This is a genomic window from Arthrobacter sp. zg-Y1116 (assembly GCF_024385485.1).
GTDB lineage: Bacteria > Actinomycetota > Actinomycetes > Actinomycetales > Micrococcaceae > Arthrobacter_B.
In genome coordinates this window covers 338,822-356,876 of the sequence record NZ_JANFLR010000001.1, presented here as the reverse complement: position 1 = coordinate 356,876, position 18,055 = coordinate 338,822, and the positions used below count along the sequence as shown (strand labels likewise).

At 64.7% G+C, this 18,055-nt stretch carries 17 protein-coding genes; 14 read left to right on the top strand and 3 right to left on the bottom strand.

Annotated features, from left to right (window positions below; genetic code table 11):
* Positions 1–27: 27 nt before the first annotated feature.
* The 7 genes from NNX34_RS01585 to NNX34_RS01555 all read left to right on the top strand — a co-directional run bounded on the left by NNX34_RS01585 (position 28) and on the right by NNX34_RS01555 (position 6,427).
* A complete protein-coding gene (locus NNX34_RS01585) occupies positions 28–948 on the top strand; it encodes an N-acetylglucosamine kinase (protein ID WP_255764827.1) in 921 nt (306 codons plus the stop codon).
* A complete protein-coding gene (locus NNX34_RS01580) occupies positions 938–1,375 on the top strand; it encodes an NUDIX hydrolase (RefSeq protein WP_255764826.1) in 438 nt (145 codons plus the stop codon). The genes NNX34_RS01585 and NNX34_RS01580 overlap by 11 nt, the downstream gene beginning before the upstream one ends.
* A 171-nt stretch (positions 1,376–1,546) precedes the next feature.
* Positions 1,547–2,647, top strand: coding sequence for an ABC transporter ATP-binding protein (locus NNX34_RS01575; protein WP_255765698.1), 1,101 nt, complete (start codon positions 1,547–1,549; stop codon positions 2,645–2,647).
* 1 nt (position 2,648) lies between these two features.
* Positions 2,649–3,407 (top strand): ABC transporter permease, encoded by a 759-nt coding sequence (locus NNX34_RS01570; protein WP_255764825.1) that lies wholly within the window; start codon positions 2,649–2,651, stop codon positions 3,405–3,407.
* 2 nt (positions 3,408–3,409) lie between these two features.
* Positions 3,410–4,171: an ABC transporter permease gene (locus NNX34_RS01565; protein WP_255764824.1), complete on the top strand. Its 762-nt coding sequence runs from the start codon at positions 3,410–3,412 to the stop codon at positions 4,169–4,171.
* Positions 4,171–5,121 carry an ABC transporter substrate-binding protein gene (locus NNX34_RS01560; RefSeq protein ID WP_255765697.1) on the top strand — a complete coding sequence of 317 codons (951 nt, stop codon included), beginning with the start codon at positions 4,171–4,173 and terminating at the stop codon, positions 5,119–5,121. Before NNX34_RS01565 ends, NNX34_RS01560 begins: the two co-directional genes overlap by 1 nt.
* 88 nt (positions 5,122–5,209) lie before the next feature.
* The gene (locus NNX34_RS01555; RefSeq protein WP_227918526.1) at positions 5,210–6,427 is read left to right on the top strand and encodes a pyridoxal phosphate-dependent aminotransferase; all 1,218 of its coding nucleotides are present in this window, start codon (positions 5,210–5,212) and stop codon (positions 6,425–6,427) included.
* 20 nt (positions 6,428–6,447) lie between these two features.
* Here NNX34_RS01555 and NNX34_RS01550 read toward each other — a convergent pair whose 3' ends face one another.
* Both NNX34_RS01550 and xseA read right to left on the bottom strand, forming a co-directional pair.
* Positions 6,448–6,684 carry an exodeoxyribonuclease VII small subunit gene (locus NNX34_RS01550; protein WP_229949868.1) on the bottom strand — a complete coding sequence of 79 codons (237 nt, stop codon included), beginning with the start codon at positions 6,682–6,684 and terminating at the stop codon, positions 6,448–6,450.
* 48 nt (positions 6,685–6,732) lie between these two features.
* Positions 6,733–8,001 carry an exodeoxyribonuclease VII large subunit gene (xseA, locus tag NNX34_RS01545; protein WP_255764823.1) on the bottom strand — a complete coding sequence of 423 codons (1,269 nt, stop codon included), beginning with the start codon at positions 7,999–8,001 and terminating at the stop codon, positions 6,733–6,735.
* A 146-nt stretch (positions 8,002–8,147) separates the two neighbouring features.
* Between xseA and NNX34_RS01540 the strand changes: the two genes are divergently transcribed.
* From NNX34_RS01540 to NNX34_RS01515, 6 genes are all read left to right on the top strand, one after another.
* Entirely contained in the window at positions 8,148–8,975 is an 828-nt protein-coding gene (locus NNX34_RS01540; protein WP_255764822.1) for a hypothetical protein, read from the top strand.
* A gap of 67 nt (positions 8,976–9,042) precedes the next feature.
* A complete protein-coding gene (locus tag NNX34_RS01535; RefSeq protein ID WP_255764821.1) occupies positions 9,043–10,128 on the top strand; it encodes a 4-hydroxy-3-methylbut-2-enyl diphosphate reductase in 1,086 nt (361 codons plus the stop codon).
* 21 nt (positions 10,129–10,149) lie between these two features.
* Positions 10,150–11,235: a redox-regulated ATPase YchF gene (ychF, locus tag NNX34_RS01530; RefSeq protein WP_255764820.1), complete on the top strand. Its 1,086-nt coding sequence runs from the start codon at positions 10,150–10,152 to the stop codon at positions 11,233–11,235.
* Positions 11,236–11,587: 352 nt separating this feature from the next.
* Entirely contained in the window at positions 11,588–12,154 is a 567-nt protein-coding gene (locus NNX34_RS01525; protein WP_146361237.1) for a hypothetical protein, read from the top strand.
* Positions 12,155–13,396: 1,242 nt separating this feature from the next.
* On the top strand, positions 13,397–13,786 hold the full coding sequence (locus NNX34_RS01520) for a hypothetical protein (protein ID WP_255764819.1): 390 nt from the start codon (positions 13,397–13,399) through the stop codon (positions 13,784–13,786).
* Positions 13,787–14,208: 422 nt separating this feature from the next.
* Positions 14,209–14,517 carry a hypothetical protein gene (locus NNX34_RS01515; RefSeq protein WP_255764818.1) on the top strand — a complete coding sequence of 103 codons (309 nt, stop codon included), beginning with the start codon at positions 14,209–14,211 and terminating at the stop codon, positions 14,515–14,517.
* Between the two features lie 313 nt (positions 14,518–14,830).
* Here NNX34_RS01515 and NNX34_RS01510 read toward each other — a convergent pair whose 3' ends face one another.
* Complete coding sequence (locus tag NNX34_RS01510; protein ID WP_255764817.1) at positions 14,831–16,696, bottom strand: hypothetical protein; 1,866 nt, start codon at positions 16,694–16,696, stop codon at positions 14,831–14,833.
* Between the two features lie 841 nt (positions 16,697–17,537).
* Here NNX34_RS01510 and NNX34_RS01505 point away from each other — a divergent pair.
* Complete coding sequence (locus NNX34_RS01505; protein ID WP_255764816.1) at positions 17,538–18,050, top strand: hypothetical protein; 513 nt, start codon at positions 17,538–17,540, stop codon at positions 18,048–18,050.
* The last annotated feature ends 5 nt before the right edge of the window (positions 18,051–18,055 follow it).

The window sequence follows — 18,055 nt, the reverse complement described above, 5'->3', positions numbered from 1 at the left end:
GCGGCCGCGGGAAAGTAGGGTGGACGAATGCAAGCATTCCCTCCTCCGGCCACCAACGACGTCGGCCACGACACCATCGGCCTCGATATCGGCGGTACCAAGACCCACGGCATCCGGCTGCACGGCGGCACCGTCACCGCCGAGACCGTTGCCGGCAGCGCCAACGTGCAGAACGTCCCGGTGCAGACGGCACGGGAGTGCCTCGCGGAAGTTTTCGCTGCGCTGGGGACCGACGGCGTGGGCCGGGTCATTGCCGGGTCCGGGGGAGTGGACACTGAACAGGATGAAGCCGCCCTGCGCGCACTCATCGCCGAGCACGTCCCCGGCGCCGTCGTGGAAGTCATCCATGACACCCGGCTGATCCTTGCGGCAGGGCAAGCCTCGGAGGGCATTGCCGTCATTGCCGGCACCGGCTCCGTGGCCTGGGGCATCAACGGCTCCGGGCGGCAGGCCCGTTCGGGGGGCTGGGGCTATCTCCTCGGCGACGAGGGCAGCGGCTACTGGGTTGGCCGCGAAGCCGCCCGCCACGCACTCCGCCGCAGCAACCTGGAACACGCACCGGATTCCCTCAGCCTTGCCCTGCTGAAGGCCTGCGGCGTCGAGGACCCCGACTCGCTGATCGGCCTGTTCCACGGCGCCACCGACCGCCGCTACTGGGCCGGGAAGGCGGGACTGGTTTTCCAGGCAGCGCTGGAAGGGAACCAGCCGGCCATCGACATCGTCAACCAATCCGCGGACCACCTGGCCGGGCTCATCCTCGATGTGGCCCGCCTGCTGCGCATCGGCGGTCCCGTAGTGATCGGCGGCGGGCTGGGCATGCACCAGACGCTGCTGCAGGACCTGCTGCGCAGCCGCCTGTCCGCAGCGGGGCTGACCGACATCCGCTTCCTCGCTGTCGATCCCGTTTTCGGGGTGGCTTACCTGCTGGGAGCCGGCAATGTCCGCTGACTTCGATGTCCGCGTCGGGGCCTACGCGGTGATCGTCCGTGAGGGGCAGCTGCTCCTGGCGCACTGGAACCAGCACGGCAACCAGCGCTGGACCCTTCCCGGCGGCGGATTGGAACTGGGCGAGGACGCCCCGACCGCAGCCGTACGGGAGGTCCGGGAGGAAACCGGCTACGAGGCGCAGCTCGACGGGCTGCTGGGAGTGGACAGTATTTTCATTCCTGCGGAAAAGCGCATGCGCGGCGAACCCCGCATGCTGCATGCCCTGCGGATCATTTACCGGGCCACGCTCACCGGCGGCTCCCTGCGCCACGAACAAGGCGGCAGCACGGACCAAGCCGCCTGGATACCGTTGACCGAGGTCCCGGCCCTGGACCGGACCGAACTGGTGGACGCGGGACTGCGCCTGCTGGACGCCCGACCTGTTTGACGCTGGACTACCCCCGCACGTGTGAAATACCGTGATGCTTCACGGCACGTCGCGAGCTGCCCCTGCACACCGGAATCCCCACGGAAGGCATGCACCATGACTGAGCCGCGAGAACCCGCTACCGGCCGACGAACCGAACCCGACACGCGATCCAGCGCTGCCGGACAGCCGATGATCCGGTTCCGTGCGGTGACCAAGAGCTACGGCGATGCTGCGCCGGCGGTCCGGAACCTTGACCTGGACATTGAGCGCGGTTCCATTACGGTCTTCGTCGGCCCGTCCGGATGCGGGAAAACCACCTCCCTGCGCATGATCAACCGGATGGTGGAGCCGACGTCGGGCACCATCGAAGTCGACGGCCAGGACATCTCCACGGTCAAGGCCGCGCAGCTGCGGCGGTCCATGGGGTACGTCATGCAGTCCTCCGGCCTGCTGCCGCACCGGACGGTGCTGGACAACGTGGCCACGGTGCCGCGCCTCAACGGCACTCCGCGGCGGGATGCCCGCCGCCGGGCCGCGGAACTGCTCGACGTCGTCGGGCTGGCGTCCAGCCTCGGCAGCCGGTATCCCGCCCAGCTTTCCGGCGGCCAGCAGCAGCGCGTGGGGGTTGCCCGTGCCCTGGCTGCGGATCCGCCGGTGCTGTTGATGGACGAACCCTTCAGCGCCGTGGACCCGGTGGTCCGGGCCGAGCTGCAGGATGAGCTGCTGCGGCTGCAGCAGGAACTGTCCAAGACCATCGTGTTTGTCACCCACGACATTGACGAAGCCACCATCCTGGGGGACAAGGTGGCCGTCTTCGCCACCGGCGGCCGGCTCGCCCAGTATGCCGCCCCCGAGGAGATCCTCCGGGCACCGGTCGATGACTTCGTGGCGGGTTTCGTGGGGAGGGACCGCGGCTTCCGGCACCTGTCCTTCCAGGACGGAAACGCCGTGCCCCTGCACCCGGTGCAGGTGATTGCGGCGGACCGGCTCGCTGACCGGAGCGCAACGGTCGACGGCGGCTGGGCGCTGTGCGTGGATGCCGACGGCGCGCCGCTGGGCTGGGTGCCGCCGGGACGCCGCGACGCGGTCACCACTACCGCGGACCTGGTGCCGGGCGGCTCCCTCTACCCGGCGGGCACCAGCCTGCGCCGGGCACTGGACGCCGCCCTGTCCTCCCCGTCCGGGCTGGGCGTGGCCGTGGACGCGGACGGGCGCGTAACCGGCGTCGTACAGGCCACGGAAATCCTGGCGCTGATCGAGGCCGCCCGCCTGCAGCGGACCGGGAGCTGACATGGAATGGTTCCTCGCCCACACCGACGACGTCTTTCGGCTCGGCGGGCTGCACCTCTACCAGTCGGTACTGCCCCTGGTCATCGGCGTCCTGATTGCCCTTCCCCTCGCACAGCTGGTGCGGGGCCGGCGGAAGATCCGGGGCTTCGTCCTGTCCGCAGGCTCGCTGCTGTACACCATTCCGTCGCTGGCCCTGTTCGTCACGCTCCCGGCCATCCTGGGCACCCGCATCCTGGATATCGCCAACATCATCGTGGCCCTGACCATCTATGCCGTGGCCCTGATGCTGCGGGTGGGCATCGACGCGTTCGACTCCGTTGACGACGGCGTCCGCCAGGCCGCGGTGGCCATGGGCTACCGGCCGCTGCGCCGGTTCCTCACGGTGGACCTGCCGCTGTCCGTTCCGGTACTCATCGCCGGGCTGCGGGTGGTTTCGGTCAGCAACATCTCCATGGTCAGCGTGGGCGCCCTGATCGGCGTCGAAAACCTCGGGTTCTTCTTCACAGACGGCCTGCGCCGCTTCTTCCTCACCGAGATCGTAGTGGGGATCATCACCACCCTGGTCCTGGCCTTCCTGATGGACCTGGTCCTGGTCCTGGCGCTGCGGCTGCTCACGCCCTGGACCCGCGCCGGCGTAACCGGCAGGGCGGGGCGACGCCGCGCCAACCGCAGCCGCGGCACGGACGGCGGGGGCCCGGCAGCCACCGCCCGGCCGGTGCCGGCGGCGGCCGCACCCGACGTCGCACTGAAGGGAGCGTAGGCATGGTTGGCATTCCGCGCACCGACTACACCAGCACCAACCCCCTCGGGCAGGGCCTCGAATGGTTGATGGATCCGGCCAACTGGAGCGGCGCGGCGGGCATCCCGGTGCGGACCCTGGAGCACCTGCAGTACACCGGGCTCGCCCTGCTGATCGCCGCGCTCATCGCGGTGCCGCTGGGCATGTTCATCGGGCACACCGGCCGCGGGCAGGTGGCGGTTGTGGCCGTCTCCGGGCTGCTGCGCGCACTGCCCACCCTGGGCATGCTCACCCTGTTCGTCCTGCTGGCCGGGCTGGGCCTGATGCCGCCCATCTGGTCACTGGTCCTCCTTGCCGTCCCGCCCCTGCTGGCCGGCACCTACGCCGGAGTTGCCTCGGTGGACCGCACCGTCGTCGACGCCGCCCGCAGCCTGGGCATGAGCGAATTGCAGGTGCTGTTCCGGGTGGAGGTCCCCAACGGGATGCGGGTGATCCTGGGCGGACTGCGCGGTGCCACCCTGCAGGTGGTGGCGACGGCCGCCGTGGTGGCGACGATCAACCTGGGCGGGCTGGGCCGCTACCTGATCGACGGCCTGGCACTGGGGGACTACGGGCGGGTCTTCGGCGGAGCGGTCATCATCGCCCTGCTGGCGCTCGCCGTGGACGCCGTGATTGCGTTGGGATCACGCTTTCTGATCCCGTCAGGACTCGGCCGCCTCGAAGCGGCCGGTAAACCGACCGGCAGCGGAGTACCCGCCGTCGGCGCACAAGGAGGAAAACAATGATGCAGCACCCGCGCCCCAATGCACGGCGGAAGGCGCTGGCCGTCCTGGCCGGCGGAATGGCCCTGGCCCTGGCCGGCTGCAGCGGAGGAGGGGATCCGCTGGAGAACGAAACCACGGCGGAAGCTTCCGGCAGCAGCACCGGGCAGACGCTGGTGGTGGGCTCAGCAGACTTCCCGGAGAGCAGCACCATCGCCGAGATCTATGCCGGCGCCCTCAACGCGGCCGGCATCGAGGCCGAGACCCGGCTCGGCATCGGATCCCGCGAGGTCTACATCCCGGCCCTGGAAGACGGCTCGATCGACCTGATTCCCGAGTACACCGGAGCCCTGCTGGTCCACACCGACCCGGAAACGGACCTGGTGGACGCCGGCGAGATCGTGGATTCCCTCGAGGAGAAGCTGCCGGAGAACCTGGTGGTCCTGGAGCCTTCGGACGCCGAGGACAAGGACGCCATGGTGGTCACCGCGGCCACCGCCGAGAAGTACCAGCTGGAGTCCATCGAGGACCTGGCAAAGGTGTGCGGTGAACTGACCCTCGGGGCACCTGCCGAGTTCGCGGAGCGCACCCAGGGGCTCGCCGGGCTGAAGGAGAAGTACGGCTGCGAGTTCAAGGAATTCACCGCCATCGGCGACAGCGGCGGTCCCTTGACCGTTGATGCCCTGCTGAACGACGACGTCCAGGTGGCCGACATCTACACCACCACTCCCGCCATCGAGGAAAACGGACTGGTGGTCCTGGAGGACCCGAAGCAGAACTGGCCGGCCCAGCAGGTTATCCCGCTGATCGCCGACGACCGCGTGAGTGACGAGGCCCGGGACGTACTGAATGAGGTCTCCGCGCAGCTGACCACGGAGGACCTGATTGCCCTGAACCAGGCGGTCAGCGGTGACCAGAAACTCGACCCGGCAGACGCCGCCCAGGACTGGCTGGAGGAAAAGGGCCTGGCCTGACCTGCGGGCCGCCCCTGCGTTACGCAGGCGGCGTTCCGGGCAGTGACACATACCCTGCCCGGAACGCCGCCTGTGGCATCCTAAAGAAATGGCAGAATTCAAGCAGTCGCATAAACTCCACAACGTCCTGTATGACATCCGTGGACCGTTGCTCGAGCACGCGCAGCGGATGGAAGCAGCAGGCCACCGGATCCTCAAGCTGAACATCGGCAATCCCGCGCCGTTCGGCTTCGAAGCGCCGGAAGCGATCCTGGTCGACATGATGCGGCACCTGCCCAAGGCCCAGGGCTACAGCGATTCCCGCGGCATTTTCTCCGCCCGCACCGCAGTGGTGCAGTACTACCAGGGCCGCGGGATCAACAACATCGACGTCGACGACGTATACCTGGGCAACGGGGTCAGCGAACTCATCACGCTCTCGATGCAGGCGCTGCTGAACAACGGCGACGAGATCCTTGTCCCCGCCCCGGACTATCCGCTGTGGACCGCTTCGGTCTCGCTGGCCGGCGGCACGGCCGTGCACTACCTGTGCGACGAATCCGAGCACTGGTGGCCGGACGTGGAGGACCTTGCCTCCAAGATCACCGACCGGACCAAGGGCATTGTCCTGATCAACCCCAACAACCCCACCGGCGCCGTGTACCCGGAGCATGTGGTGAAGTCGATCGTGGACCTGGCCCGCAAGCACGGCCTGATCATCTTCTCGGACGAAATCTACGAAAAGATCCTGTACGACGACGCCGTGCACGTTAACTCGGCCACGGTCACCGGCGACGACGTCCTCTGCCTGACGTTCAGCGGCCTGTCGAAGGCCTATCGGATAGCCGGCTACCGCAGCGGCTGGATGGCCATCTCCGGCCCGAAGCAGGACGCAGCGGACTACATCGAAGGCATCAACCTCCTGGCGAACATGCGCCTGTGCGCGAATGTGCCGGCACAGCACGCCATCCAGACCGCGCTCGGCGGGTACCAGAGCATCAATGACCTGATCCTGCCCGGCGGACGGCTGCGCGCCCAGCGCGACAAGGCGCACCAGATGCTCAACGACATCCCCGGCGTCACGTGCGAGCTGGCGCAGGGCGCCCTGTATCTGTTCCCGCGCCTGGACCCGGAGGTCTATCCGATCAAGGACGACGAACAGTTCGCCCTGGACCTGCTGAAGCAGCAGAAGATCCTGGTGTCCGTGGGCACGGCGTTCAACTGGGTGCGGCCGGACCATTTCCGGATGGTGACCCTGCCCAACGTCGAGGACATCGAAGACGCCATGACGCGGCTGGGCGAGTTCCTGAGCAGCTACAAGCCGTAGGGGGCAACCCCGCTGGTGCCTTACTCGCCGGTGGCTGAGCTGCGGGCAGCGTCCAGGCGCTGGCGGGCGCCCTCGAGCCAGGATTCGCAGCGGTTGGCCAGGTGCTCGCCGCGCTCCCACAGGGCCAGGGATTCCTCCAGGCTGGCGCCGCCGGTTTCGAGCCGTCCTACTACGGTCAGGAGTTCGTCGCGGGCCTGCTCGTAGCTCATGGCCTCGATGTCTGCGGGTACTGCGGGAACTGCCGGTGTTTCACTCATGTCTTGTCCTTTTCGGTCTTTGGTAAATGATCGGGGGAGCGGTGCAGGCTAATGGGTGCCTTCGGTGGCGGTCAGCTCACCGACGGCAACGCGGATCCGCAGCTGTGCGGCCGCCGGCACCGTGCCGGCGTCGCGCACCACGGAGCCGTCCTGCAACTGGACCACCGCGTAACCGCGGTCCAGGGTGTTCTGCGGGGAAAGCGCGCGGACCTGGGCGCGCAGGTGCCCGATCCGGTCCGCGTCCCGGCGGACCTCCGCGGTGATAGCGGACATGGCCCGGGAGCGCAGCCGGGAGATCTCTTCCTGGCGCCGCTCCACCATGGACTGCGGCGCCGCCAGGGCGGGACGGGACCGGATGTGGTTCAGCCGGTCCGTTTCCCTGCCCACCAGGGTGTTGAGGACCCGGCGCAGCTGCTGACGGGACTGCCGGATCCGGGCCAGCTCCTCGCCGACATCCGGTACCACCCGCTTCGCGGCATCGGTGGGCGTGGAGGCGCGCAGGTCGGCCACGTCGTCGAGCAGGGGACGGTCCGCTTCGTGCCCGATGGCGCTGACCACCGGAGTCTGTGCTGCCGATACCGCGCGGACCAGGTCCTCATGGCTGAAGGCCAGCAGGTCCTCCAGCGAGCCGCCGCCGCGGGCAATGATGATGACATCCACTTCGGGCATGGCGTCGAGCTCGGCCAGTGCGCGGCTCACCTCGGCGACGGCGTTCACGCCCTGGACCGCCACCTCCCTGACCTCGAACTCGACGGCTGGCCAGCGCAGTGCGGCGTTGCGCATCACGTCCTTCATGGCATCGGAGTTCCGTCCGGTGATCAGGCCGATCCGGCCCGGCAGCAGCGGCAGCGGCAGCTTGCGGTCCTCCCGGAAGAGGCCTTCCGCGGCCAGGGCATGCCGCAGCCGTTCAATCCGTGCCAGGAGGTCGCCCAGCCCCACCGGCCGGATGTCGCGGGTCTGCATGGACAGCCGTCCGGTCTTGACCCAGAAGTCCGGCTTCACCAGGGCCACCACCCGCGCACCGCGCTCCAGCGGCAGCTCCAGCCGGTTCATGACCGTGCTCCACGCGGTCAGGGAGAGCGACACCTCGGCGTCGACGTCGCGCAGTGTGATGTAGGAGGCGTTGGCCCGGCGGTTCAGCTCGATCACCTGGCCCTCCACCCAGGTGGCGGGGGCACGGTCGATGTAGCTCTTGAGGTTCTTCGAGAGCAGCGCCAGGGGCCAGGGGTTCTCCGGGGTCGTCTGCGCGGCAGTGGCAGGCAGCGTGGACTGCTCCGGGGTATTCTCGGGACTCAACGGTCCGCTGTCGTCTTGCATGAGGATGCTCCCGCGGTGGATTGGAACTGGCTCTCGGGCCGGCGGAGGAACCGGCCCAGGCTTAATGTCTATCAGGTGCTTCCCCCGGTCCGGTTCCGCCGGCCGTCCTCAACGCCCGCGGATCCCAACGGACAAGGAATTTCTTTATGCGCACATTCGTCTCAGCCGTCTTCGGCCTGCTCGCCGTCCTGCTGACTGCGGCGGCCTTCTGCGGGGCGTGGCTGAACACGAACGTGGTTTCGGAAAACGGCTTTGCCTCCCTCGGCGAGCCGCTGGCCCGGGACGAGACCTTCCAGCGCGAACTCGCCACGGCTCTATCCGCAGAGGCCGTCGGCGCGGTGGACGTGCCTGCTCCGCTGGCCTCTGTGGTGGAGCCGCTGATCACCTCGGCCGTGGAACAGGTCCAGGCACTGCCCGAATATCCCGAGGCGTGGAGCGAAACGCTGCGCCGCTCGCATGCGCTCACCTTCGGGGGCGCCGCGGACGGGTCAGGAGCGGCGCTGACGCTCGACGTCGCACCCCTGGTCTCGCTTGTCACGGGCAGCGTGGGGAACGAACTGTCCGTGGACGTGCCGGCTGCGGAGCAGGTACCCGTGGAAATCGGCGGAGCCGGGCACGCGGAGCTGATGCGAAACGCCGAGCGGGCGGGCGAGGCCTGGCCGGTACTGGCGCTCGCTGCCGCCGTCGCCGGTCTTCTGGCACTGCTGGCCGCACGACGCCGGTCCACCACCTTTGCGCTGATCGGCCTGGGTGTGGCGCTCGCCGGGGGAGTGCTGTGGCTGGGAGCGGGGATGCTGCCGGGCCAGGTCTCCGCACAGCAGTTCAGCAGTCCGGTGGCGTCCGCGTTCGCCGAGGCCTTTGCCGGAGAGGCCTCGGCAAGCCTGCGCACCTGGACCATCGGCCTGATGCTGGCCGGAGCCGCCGCGTTCGTGGCCGGGATGCTGGCACGGGTCCTGAGGGGCTCCCGGCGGTAGCTCCGCTGTGAGCGTACCCACGGCCTGCGGGGACGGGAACCCATGGCCCACCCGATAGCATGGGTGCATGACCAGCACAGTTATCTCCGTGCCTATGCCCACCGTGCCCCGGCGGCGCCGCACCCCCGAGGAAGTGGCAGCTGCGGCTCCCGTTTTCGGTCCGCGGCGCGTGCTGCTGGCTGCACCGCGGGGCTACTGCGCGGGAGTGGACCGGGCTGTCATTGCCGTCGAAAAGGCGCTGGAAGCCTACGGCCCGCCCGTGTACGTCCGCAAGCAGATTGTCCATAACCTCCACGTGGTCACCACTTTGGAAGAAAAGGGTGCGATCTTCGTGGATGAAACCGACGAGGTTCCCGAGGGCGCACGGCTGATCTTCTCCGCGCACGGCGTCTCACCCGCCGTCGTCCAGTCCGCCAAGGACCGGAACCTGCAGACCATCGACGCCACCTGCCCGCTGGTCACCAAGGTGCACCGCGAAGCCGTCCGGTTTGCCCGCGACGACTTCGACATCCTGCTGATCGGTCACGAAGGCCACGAAGAGGTCGAAGGCACCTACGGCGAAGCGCCGGAACACATGCAGATCGTCAACGGCCCCGAAGACGTGGACAAGGTCACCGTCCGGAACCCGGACAAGGTCATCTGGCTCTCCCAGACCACGCTGAGCGTGGATGAAGCCATGCACACCGTCAACCTGCTGCGCGAACGCTTCCCCTCCCTGCAGGACCCGCCCAGCGACGACATTTGCTACGCAACCTCCAACCGCCAGGCGGCCATCAAGAAGATCGCTCCGGAAGCGGACCTGGTGCTGGTGGTGGGTTCGGCGAACTCCTCCAACTCCGTCCGGCTGGTGGAGGTGGCGCTGGAGTACGGCGCCAAGGCCTCCTACCGCGTGGACTTTGCCAACGAGGTGGACGAAAGCTGGTTCGAGGGCGTGGCCACGGTCGGCGTCACATCCGGTGCCTCCGTTCCCGAAAACCTGGTCCAGGACGTGCTGCACCTGCTGTCCCAGTACGGTTACGGCGACGTCGAAGAGGTAGTGACGGCCGAAGAGGACATCATCTTCTCCCTGCCGAAGGAAATCCGCGCCACGCTGAAGGCCATGGGAGACTCCACCCTCGGCCTCGGCGGCCGCCGTCGTGCGGACGAGTCCTAGCGCCCGGTATCATTTACTAACGTGGCTCTTACTATTGGCATCGTCGGCCTGCCCAACGTCGGCAAATCAACCCTGTTCAATGCGCTGACCCGCAACAACGTGCTGGCGGCGAACTATCCGTTCGCCACCATCGAACCGAACGTCGGCGTCGTGTCCCTTCCCGATCCGCGGCTGGCCAAGCTGGCCGAAATCCACGGTTCGGCGCGCATCCTCCCTGCAACGGTGTCCTTCGTGGACATTGCCGGGATCGTCAAGGGCGCTTCCGAGGGCGAAGGGCTGGGCAACCAGTTCCTCGCCAACATCCGCGAAGCCGAAGCCATTGCCCAGGTTATCCGCGTGTTCGATGACCCCGACGTCATCCACGTGGACGGCAAGGTGGACCCGCGGTCGGACATGGAAACCATCAACACCGAGCTGATCCTGGCTGACCTGCAGACGCTGGAAAAGGCGATCCCGCGGGTGGAGAAGGAAGTCAAGATCAAGAAGCGCGACGCCGCGCAGCTGGCCGCCATGGAGGCCGCCCGCACCGTCCTGGAACGCGGCGACACGATCTTCTCCTCCGTGGCCAGCGACAAGCTGGACATGGAGCACCTGCGCGAACTGAGCCTGCTCACCGCCAAGCCGTTCATCTACGTGTTCAACGTGGACGACGCCGTGCTGGGCAACCCGGAGCGCCAGGCCGAGCTGCGCGAGCTGGTGGCACCGGCGGACGCGATCTTCCTCGACGCCAAGCTCGAAGCCGACCTGGTGGAGCTGGACGAAGAAGAAGCCCGCGAAATGCTGGAAATGAACGGCCAGGAAGAATCCGGCCTGGACCAGCTGGCACGCGTCGGCTTCCACACCCTCGGCCTGCAGACCTACCTGACTGCCGGCCCCAAGGAAACCCGCGCCTGGACCATCCGCAAGGGCGACACTGCCCCGCAGGCTGCCGGCGTCATCCACTCCGACTTCCAGCGCGGCTTCATCAAGGCCGAAGTTGTCTCCTTCGACGATCTGGTCGACGCCGGCTCCATGGCCGAGGCCAAATCCCGCGGCAAGGTCCGCATCGAAGGCAAGGACTACGTTATGGCCGACGGCGATGTGGTCGAGTTTAGGTTTAATGTATAGATTCTTCGTCTGATTCAATAGAAATGCCGCCCTCACCGGAAACATTGAGGGCGGCATTTCTTGTTTACGGACCGAGGGTTGTATCGTCACCAGCCTTCGCGGATCTCGTGCGGTACCGCCCGCGAGCCTTTGAAGAGGAATAGCCAACACGGGTCACGACTTAGTTCGCCTCCGGAGGCCCCGATCCCAGCGGACATTTCCGATCGGGGCCTGTAGCTTTGAGCGAACCATTTACTGAAGGCAGGTCGAATGCGATGCTTGGCACCAACGGCTGTTCTCCGTCCGGCCGACAAATCAAGGAGTCACTATGTGGGGAATGGGGCTTAGACGGCGGGCTGTTTGGCCAAAGGAAATGACCATCCGGATTGATGACCACGCGCAGAACCTGAAGATGCTTCTCTTTATCCGACAGGCATGGATGATCGCCCAGGACATCGAAATTCCGGAACTCAGCCCTGTGCCTGCGACGGGTGCATCGAAGATCCCGGCGTCAGCAAGCCGTGAGGTATGGGATGAACGCTGGAAGCAGCAATGGGACCGCAGCTGGGACTGGTTCAACGTAAGCACAGTTCAAAACGAACCGATCTCACAGGAAGAGATGCAAAAACTCTCGAGCCCTGGACAGGAACTCCACCCGATTGTGCCACCGTTCTGGCCCGTCGAATACGGCGAGGATGGGGTAGATCTGGTGGCCTTCAATACGTGGGATAAACAGACAACGCCGAACTTTCCTTCCCGGTCCGAACAAGATAGCCTTCCGGCGCTGGTTAAGGCATGGCAGGACGGGCTCACGACGATCATCGTACTGCCCTATTTGGGGTACTTTGCGCAGCGTCTCAACGGCAGTCATCTTGTCATCTCAGCTGAAACCAGGAACGACCCGAAACTCTACACTGAGGCACTCCAAACCAGTCGCTGATACCAAGAAGCGCCCAGGTGGCAAAGGACGGCGGCGCCGCTGGCAGGGTCCGGTGCCGCGCGCCGGCGGCAGGACCTCCGGCGCGGGAGCGGGGTTCCGTCAGCGGCCCATGCTGCCGCCGCCGGAGACATTCCTCAGATCAACCGGGACGTAACGCTCGGCTTCCCCTACCTCGAAGGTAATCTGACTGCGAATGTAAGAGGTTGATTGGCTACGGAACGTGGTGGAATTTAGGTTTAACGTATAGATTTCTCTTCTGAATCAATAGAAATGCCGTCCCCACCAGAAAACACTGGGGGCGGCATTTATTCTTAATAACCGGTATCCGTGCCGCCACTCAGCTCGGTTGCGACAAACCCCTGAGCATGGCGCCGAGGTTGGAGTGGAAGGCTCTCAGGCCATCGAGATTCATGTATAGGTTCGCGCTCTCCTGCGGGTCATCGCCCCCATCGTGGAACTGGAAGCGCAGGAGAGGCTGCGCGTCGTCTTCGTCCTGGGATGCGCTGAGGGCTACCCACGAGATTTCTGGTGGAAGTCCGCCTCCGCCTAGAGCCTCGAGTCGTTCCGCCATCGCGGGTGGAGTTGCCTCTTGCCTGCCGTCATCGTAGATAACGAAACGCGTGCAGCAGGAGTTATCCTCGGAATCGGTTTGGTGGTCGTCACACCAAGGCTTGCAATTCGGTGATGCGGTCATATCTTCCCCCAATAATTCGTTCTTTTGATCGAGGCTACGGGCAGTAGAGTCTCTGCCCTGCCAGGTTGCTGATTTGCTATCACTGACGTCCGTGAATGACGGTGATGCTGCGAGTGGGATCGTCAGTTTTTCATTCCTTCGCAGCCCTAGTCAGCATCCTGAGCTCGTTGTCCAGTGACTTCCGCAGTCGACGTTATCCGGTTAAGGAACGTGGTGGAGTTTAGGTTTGTGCTCTAACTTCTGAAGGCGCGGTGTGGGCGACCCCTACCTTGCGGTCAACCGTACCAGTGGTGACCAGATCTCGGGTTTTTGTTATCGACTTCAAGCAATCTTGTCTTCCTGTACGGAAAGGAGAACCGATGGACCTCGAAGATGCTCCCCACGGTGAATGCATTAGCTGTGGAGCCACTACTTTTTCTTGGTACCAGAAAGTGGACAACTGGCACTGTACAAGTTGTGACATTAAGTGCTCGTAGGTGCCATCTGTGCAAAGCTAAGAGCCCAGAGAGCGTGATCGCTCTGGGATTCACTAAGAGGGGGGAATTCGAATGACGGACTCTAACTTGAACGCGGCCGTCCAGCGACTCGTCGAAGCCAAAAAGCAGGCCATGGTCCGCAAGTTGGAGATCGAGGTAGCTCGGGAGCACGCTGAAATTGAGTGGCGGGCGGAGTACGAGCCGGTCGTTCGGAAAGTCGCGCTCGGCGTCGCGTACGATGTCGTGCACGTTACGGTCGCCGAGGTTTCGAAGTGGCTGCTCACGGAAGATGAAGTGGGGGAGAGGCTGGCTGATGCGCTCCGTGAGCATCACTCAGTCGCCGATCCGCTCGTATCGGAAATCGTCGCAACTGTGCGATCGGTTCTGTCCGCGCTAGTGGCGGATATTGAAATCGTTGATGAATCCGGCGATGATTCGGACGCGCGCCCGCTAGTCCCCTAGGTGACGATCGTTTCTGGAACGTATTCCTTTTGCGTAGATGGCACCCACGGCCCATGAGTCTTCCTTCATGCTGATCCATCTGAATACGAGGAAGAAACCACCTACGCCGGCCTGACTGTGGCATTGGGGGGGGCGTCAGCACCGTAGCCTTGGCGAAAGTCCCGGAGTATACGGAGACGGCATTTCATGCCCTTCCCGAGGTGGCCAGCAGAAAGTCTCCGGTCGAGCACGTGATCAATGGGTACCAGCGATTGCCGCGTGACGGTCCCGGCGGCACCGAGGCTAAGATCGTTGAAATCTCGTCTTACTTGCGAGGGGGCCGCGACTAACAGGCGCATGGCATACTGGCTGTGTCTAGAAGTGCGGTTTGCTTGTCGTCAGCGGTTGGTCTCACAAACCAGAGGACCGCTTCGGCGGGCCGAATGGGGGTAGGTCTTTTGGGTTTATTTGATTTCCTTTCGAAGAAGGAAAAGAGCTGGGACGAGATCAATGTCTACGTGGGTGAAACGCCCCCATGTCCTAATTGTGGAACTCCCTTGGTGAAGAGATTTGTCTACTCCGAGATGTACTGCCTCGACTGCCGCTACGGCCTAGACGATGACGATGACGACAGCGATGACGACAGCGAGACGCTAAATGTTTACGAAGCTGCTCAGATCTGGGCCTCAAACGGTAAGGATGAGGACTACATGTTCGGGTACTCCTGGACGGAACTCGAAGCGGCCCTCTAATGTCGCAGGTGGCTGAGGGTTCAGACGGTACAGCAATCAGGCGGGCCTTGGCACGGGAAAACAGCCGTAGTCCACAAGGCTCGCGATGAAGGTCTCACTCGGTGTTGGTGAACGCGGAATAGATAAGTTCGCGAACGGCTCGGTACAGGTTGCAGGATGTGACTTTTTCTACGGCCTTGAGCGTCTGCAGCCGCGGCATGCGGGGTTGTCCTGTGCTGCAGGCCCTGCAGCCACCATTAATGTTGCCGATGCCGCAGTAGAGATGCTTGCCGGGAGCTGGTCGGAAAACCTTGAGACGACGGGCCCGTTCAGCTCAGATGCCCATGTCGTCGTGGACACCGACGGTGGCGAACATGACCTTGCCGTCGGTGCCGCGCCAGAAGTGCAGCCGGCGGGCCGATGCGGTGGCGACCTGCAGGGCAACCCGCCAGGCGGTGCCGTACTCTGCGTCCTCGATGAAGCCGGTTCCAGCCTTGGGCCCACCGCGGAGCCGGTGCATGTCGCGGCCGGCGGATGTGTCGGCGATGCCGGTGAGAACCTCCACAACGACAGCGACAATCTTGGACCGGTCGACGCCCTGAATCCGGTCGACAGTCTGGAGGAATTTTTCCGTGAAGCCGTATTCCGCAAGAGGTGTTTCGGCCTTGGACGCGGCCGGGATCCGAGTCGCCCACTCTAGGTAGACATCGTGGCGGAACTGTTCGGCGGGGTCGGCGAACAGCGGTCCGGTGTCTGCGCCAGCAGAGATTTCCCGGGAGAGCTGACGGGCACGGGCAGCACGGGTCTGCTCCGTACGGACACTTTCCCGCAGGCGTTCGTTCTCATGGGCCAAGGCGGTGTTCTCAGCGGCTAGGGTGTCCGCATCACCGAGTGCCCGGGTGAGGTCCCCGACGAGTTCGATCCGCTCCCGTGTCAACAGGGCAACTTGCCGCTGGGCCTGGTCCAGGGCGGCGCCGCCGGGCCCGGGCGAGGGCACGGGGCCTGCCGACTTTTGATTTGAGGCCGTATGACGCAACGCGGTGGCCTCGGCTTCAAGGCGGCGGTTGGTTTCGTCGAGATCGTGAAGTGTCGTCCGGATCAATTCCAGGGCGGAGGTGACGTCGGTGTGCGCAGCAGCAGGGGGCGCCGACGAAGGCGGCGTCTCACCATCGTCGGCCGCGGCTGGCGCGTTGTCTTGAGTTGGGGCGTGTTCTTCCCCTTCTGGACCCGGTTTCGGTTCCGCGGGCTCATCGGACTCAGCGATCTCCACGGGCTGCGCGGCCCGAGGGCTCCAGACGATCCAGGGTTCGTCGCCGACGTAGAACGGCAGGGCCGGTGTGATTGACTCCGGTTCTGGGTCCTCCGCGGTGGAGAACTTCCAGCCCTTGCCATCGGCACGGCCGGAAAGCTCGACGCGGACGGCAATGACACTGCCCGGCTCTCGTGGGGAGGTGTGGCGGACGACCAGGCCGGGGAACAGGGCGATGCGCTTCTCGTTCAGGACCAAGGCCGGGTGGATGGTGCCGGCGGGGGCGTGGGCGACGGCTTCGGCGACGGTATGGATGCCGGAGGTGATGGTGAGCAGCCCGTTCTGGACGGTGCCGGTCAGCTTCTGGCCAGGCGTGAACAGGCGCTCCGGCTCGATTCCGGGCGCCAGGGTGGCGGTGTCGATGCGGGCCATGCCGTGAGCCAGTTTCACCAGCACCCCGTCCGGGGGCAGCAGCATGGAGACCTCGCACCCAACAACTTGGGGCACCGTCGAGCGGGCCGGTGTGCTTGAAGTGGTGACCGGAGGCGCGTACGGGTCCATCTTGTCGACGTCTTGGGCGAGGAGGTCGACAGCGTCGCGGGCTTCAGCGTCCGCGTAGGCCAGGCGGAGGACGGAAATCCTCTGGTTGCTGTGCCATGCATTCCCGGTCGGGTAGGAGCGGGCGGCGCCGCCGTAGACGGATGTCTCCTCAGGCATGGCCTCATCGAAGGGGTAAGCCACCGCAGGTGTGGCCAGGAGGTAGACCGTGGCCTTGTTTCCGAGACGCCCGGCGACGGCGGCCGGATCAATCCGTGGCCCGTCCTTGGTGGAGGAGATCACCACGACCGGGTGGTCCCGCTCCGGGTGGCAAAGGAATGCCGCCAGGTCGATGGCGTCACGGGGCGTATCGACCGTCGAGTAGGTGACGGCTGTCTCAGGTGCGGTGGTCAACGGGGCCTCCAACGGTGGGTATTCAGCCACCATGTGCGGACGACGGAGGCCACCTCCCCAAGGCGGGCATAGTACTGGGTGCAACGACAGCATAGCCGGAATGCGTAATCGAGCGTCGACCCGATCAATTGTGGGGTGGTGACGCACTTCGACCACCTAAGCCACTTGGGTTAGGCAACCGATACATGCTGCACACGTTCAAACAATCGGACTCACTGTAAGGAAATGCCGACGCGAAATTAATTGAAGTCGCTCTAGTGGGTGGCTCGTGCTAAGCCCTGTTCGAGTTCCAATACAATACCTGAACGAATGGCCCTAGATAAGGCTTGCGGATGCGCCGCTTGATGGTTCCGGGTCGTCGTGCCTCACCGCTATATAGCACGCCGGTATGGTTAAATGTGTCTTTGTTGACTTGCTGCTGAATTATGGTCAAGGGGAGTTGTAATGGCTTGTGCTGCGTGCGGATTTGAAGGCCACAACAGTCGCACCTGTGAGGGTCCCAACTGGCCCTGTCCGAACTGTGGCAAGCCGACCGCCAACATGACCGACTATTCCGAACGCCACGACAGTTCTTATTGTTCCCCATTCACTAGCCCGGTATGTTGGGACTGGCCAAAACCAGGCTCCGAAGGAGGACCGTCTTGACGCTCACCTGCACGTCATGTGACGAAAAAGTCGAAGACGAGACTGACTGGGACACGGAGTCCTAAATGTGCAACTCTTGCTTTGAGGTCACTGATGCATTGTTTTCTGCATGCAGGATCAATGCTTAGGGCGGATTCGTGCTCACGCCCAGTCGTGTGTGCAACCGGAATTACCGACATAAGGATAGAGTGACCGAGTGCCTGACCTCGATCAAGAAGACCCGTTCGACGGGGATCGGCCGCTCGAGCCATCATCACTTGGGCAGCCGAAGGACAAACCAGCAAAGTCTGAGTCCATTGGTGTGCGCAAGCATGAGGCGAAGACGGGCGAACAAGATATGAGCCAGATTCCGAGCCGGTGGGAGCGGATCAAGGAGCATAGAGCTTTCAAACCAGGCCTTGCTGTTGTCGGTCTTATGGCTGCTGTTGGGGTCACGCTCTTGATATCGAGGCCGGACGAAGGGACCGAGCAGCTTAGCTCCGCGGGCGCGGAGCGAGTCCCCGCGTCTACGTTGCCGGCTTCCGAGGGCATCGGCGAGGAGCCGAGCAGAAAGTCTCCCAACGAACATATGGTCAACGGGCACCAGCGTCTGCAGAAGTTCGGTCCTGACGGTACACAGACAAAGGTCGTTCAGGTCTCGCCCTACTCCCGTGGAGGCAGCGCCCAACAGTCGCGTAGCACGCTGGGCGAGTCAGAATTGCGATTGTAATTGTT

Coding starts and splice junctions, on each gene's coding strand:
- NNX34_RS01585 (WP_255764827.1), top strand. CDS start 28: ATGCAAGCATTCCCTCCTCCGGCCACCAACGACGTCGGCCACGACACC.
- NNX34_RS01580 (WP_255764826.1), top strand. CDS start 938: ATGTCCGCTGACTTCGATGTCCGCGTCGGGGCCTACGCGGTGATCGTC.
- NNX34_RS01575 (WP_255765698.1), top strand. CDS start 1,547: ATGATCCGGTTCCGTGCGGTGACCAAGAGCTACGGCGATGCTGCGCCG.
- NNX34_RS01570 (WP_255764825.1), top strand. CDS start 2,649: ATGGAATGGTTCCTCGCCCACACCGACGACGTCTTTCGGCTCGGCGGG.
- NNX34_RS01565 (WP_255764824.1), top strand. CDS start 3,410: ATGGTTGGCATTCCGCGCACCGACTACACCAGCACCAACCCCCTCGGG.
- NNX34_RS01560 (WP_255765697.1), top strand. CDS start 4,171: ATGCAGCACCCGCGCCCCAATGCACGGCGGAAGGCGCTGGCCGTCCTG.
- NNX34_RS01555 (WP_227918526.1), top strand. CDS start 5,210: ATGGCAGAATTCAAGCAGTCGCATAAACTCCACAACGTCCTGTATGAC.
- NNX34_RS01550 (WP_229949868.1), bottom strand. CDS start 6,684: ATGAGTGAAACACCGGCAGTTCCCGCAGTACCCGCAGACATCGAGGCC.
- xseA (WP_255764823.1), bottom strand. CDS start 8,001: ATGCAAGACGACAGCGGACCGTTGAGTCCCGAGAATACCCCGGAGCAG.
- NNX34_RS01540 (WP_255764822.1), top strand. CDS start 8,148: ATGCGCACATTCGTCTCAGCCGTCTTCGGCCTGCTCGCCGTCCTGCTG.
- NNX34_RS01535 (WP_255764821.1), top strand. CDS start 9,043: ATGACCAGCACAGTTATCTCCGTGCCTATGCCCACCGTGCCCCGGCGG.
- NNX34_RS01525 (WP_146361237.1), top strand. CDS start 11,588: ATGACCATCCGGATTGATGACCACGCGCAGAACCTGAAGATGCTTCTC.
- NNX34_RS01520 (WP_255764819.1), top strand. CDS start 13,397: ATGACGGACTCTAACTTGAACGCGGCCGTCCAGCGACTCGTCGAAGCC.
- NNX34_RS01515 (WP_255764818.1), top strand. CDS start 14,209: ATGGGGGTAGGTCTTTTGGGTTTATTTGATTTCCTTTCGAAGAAGGAA.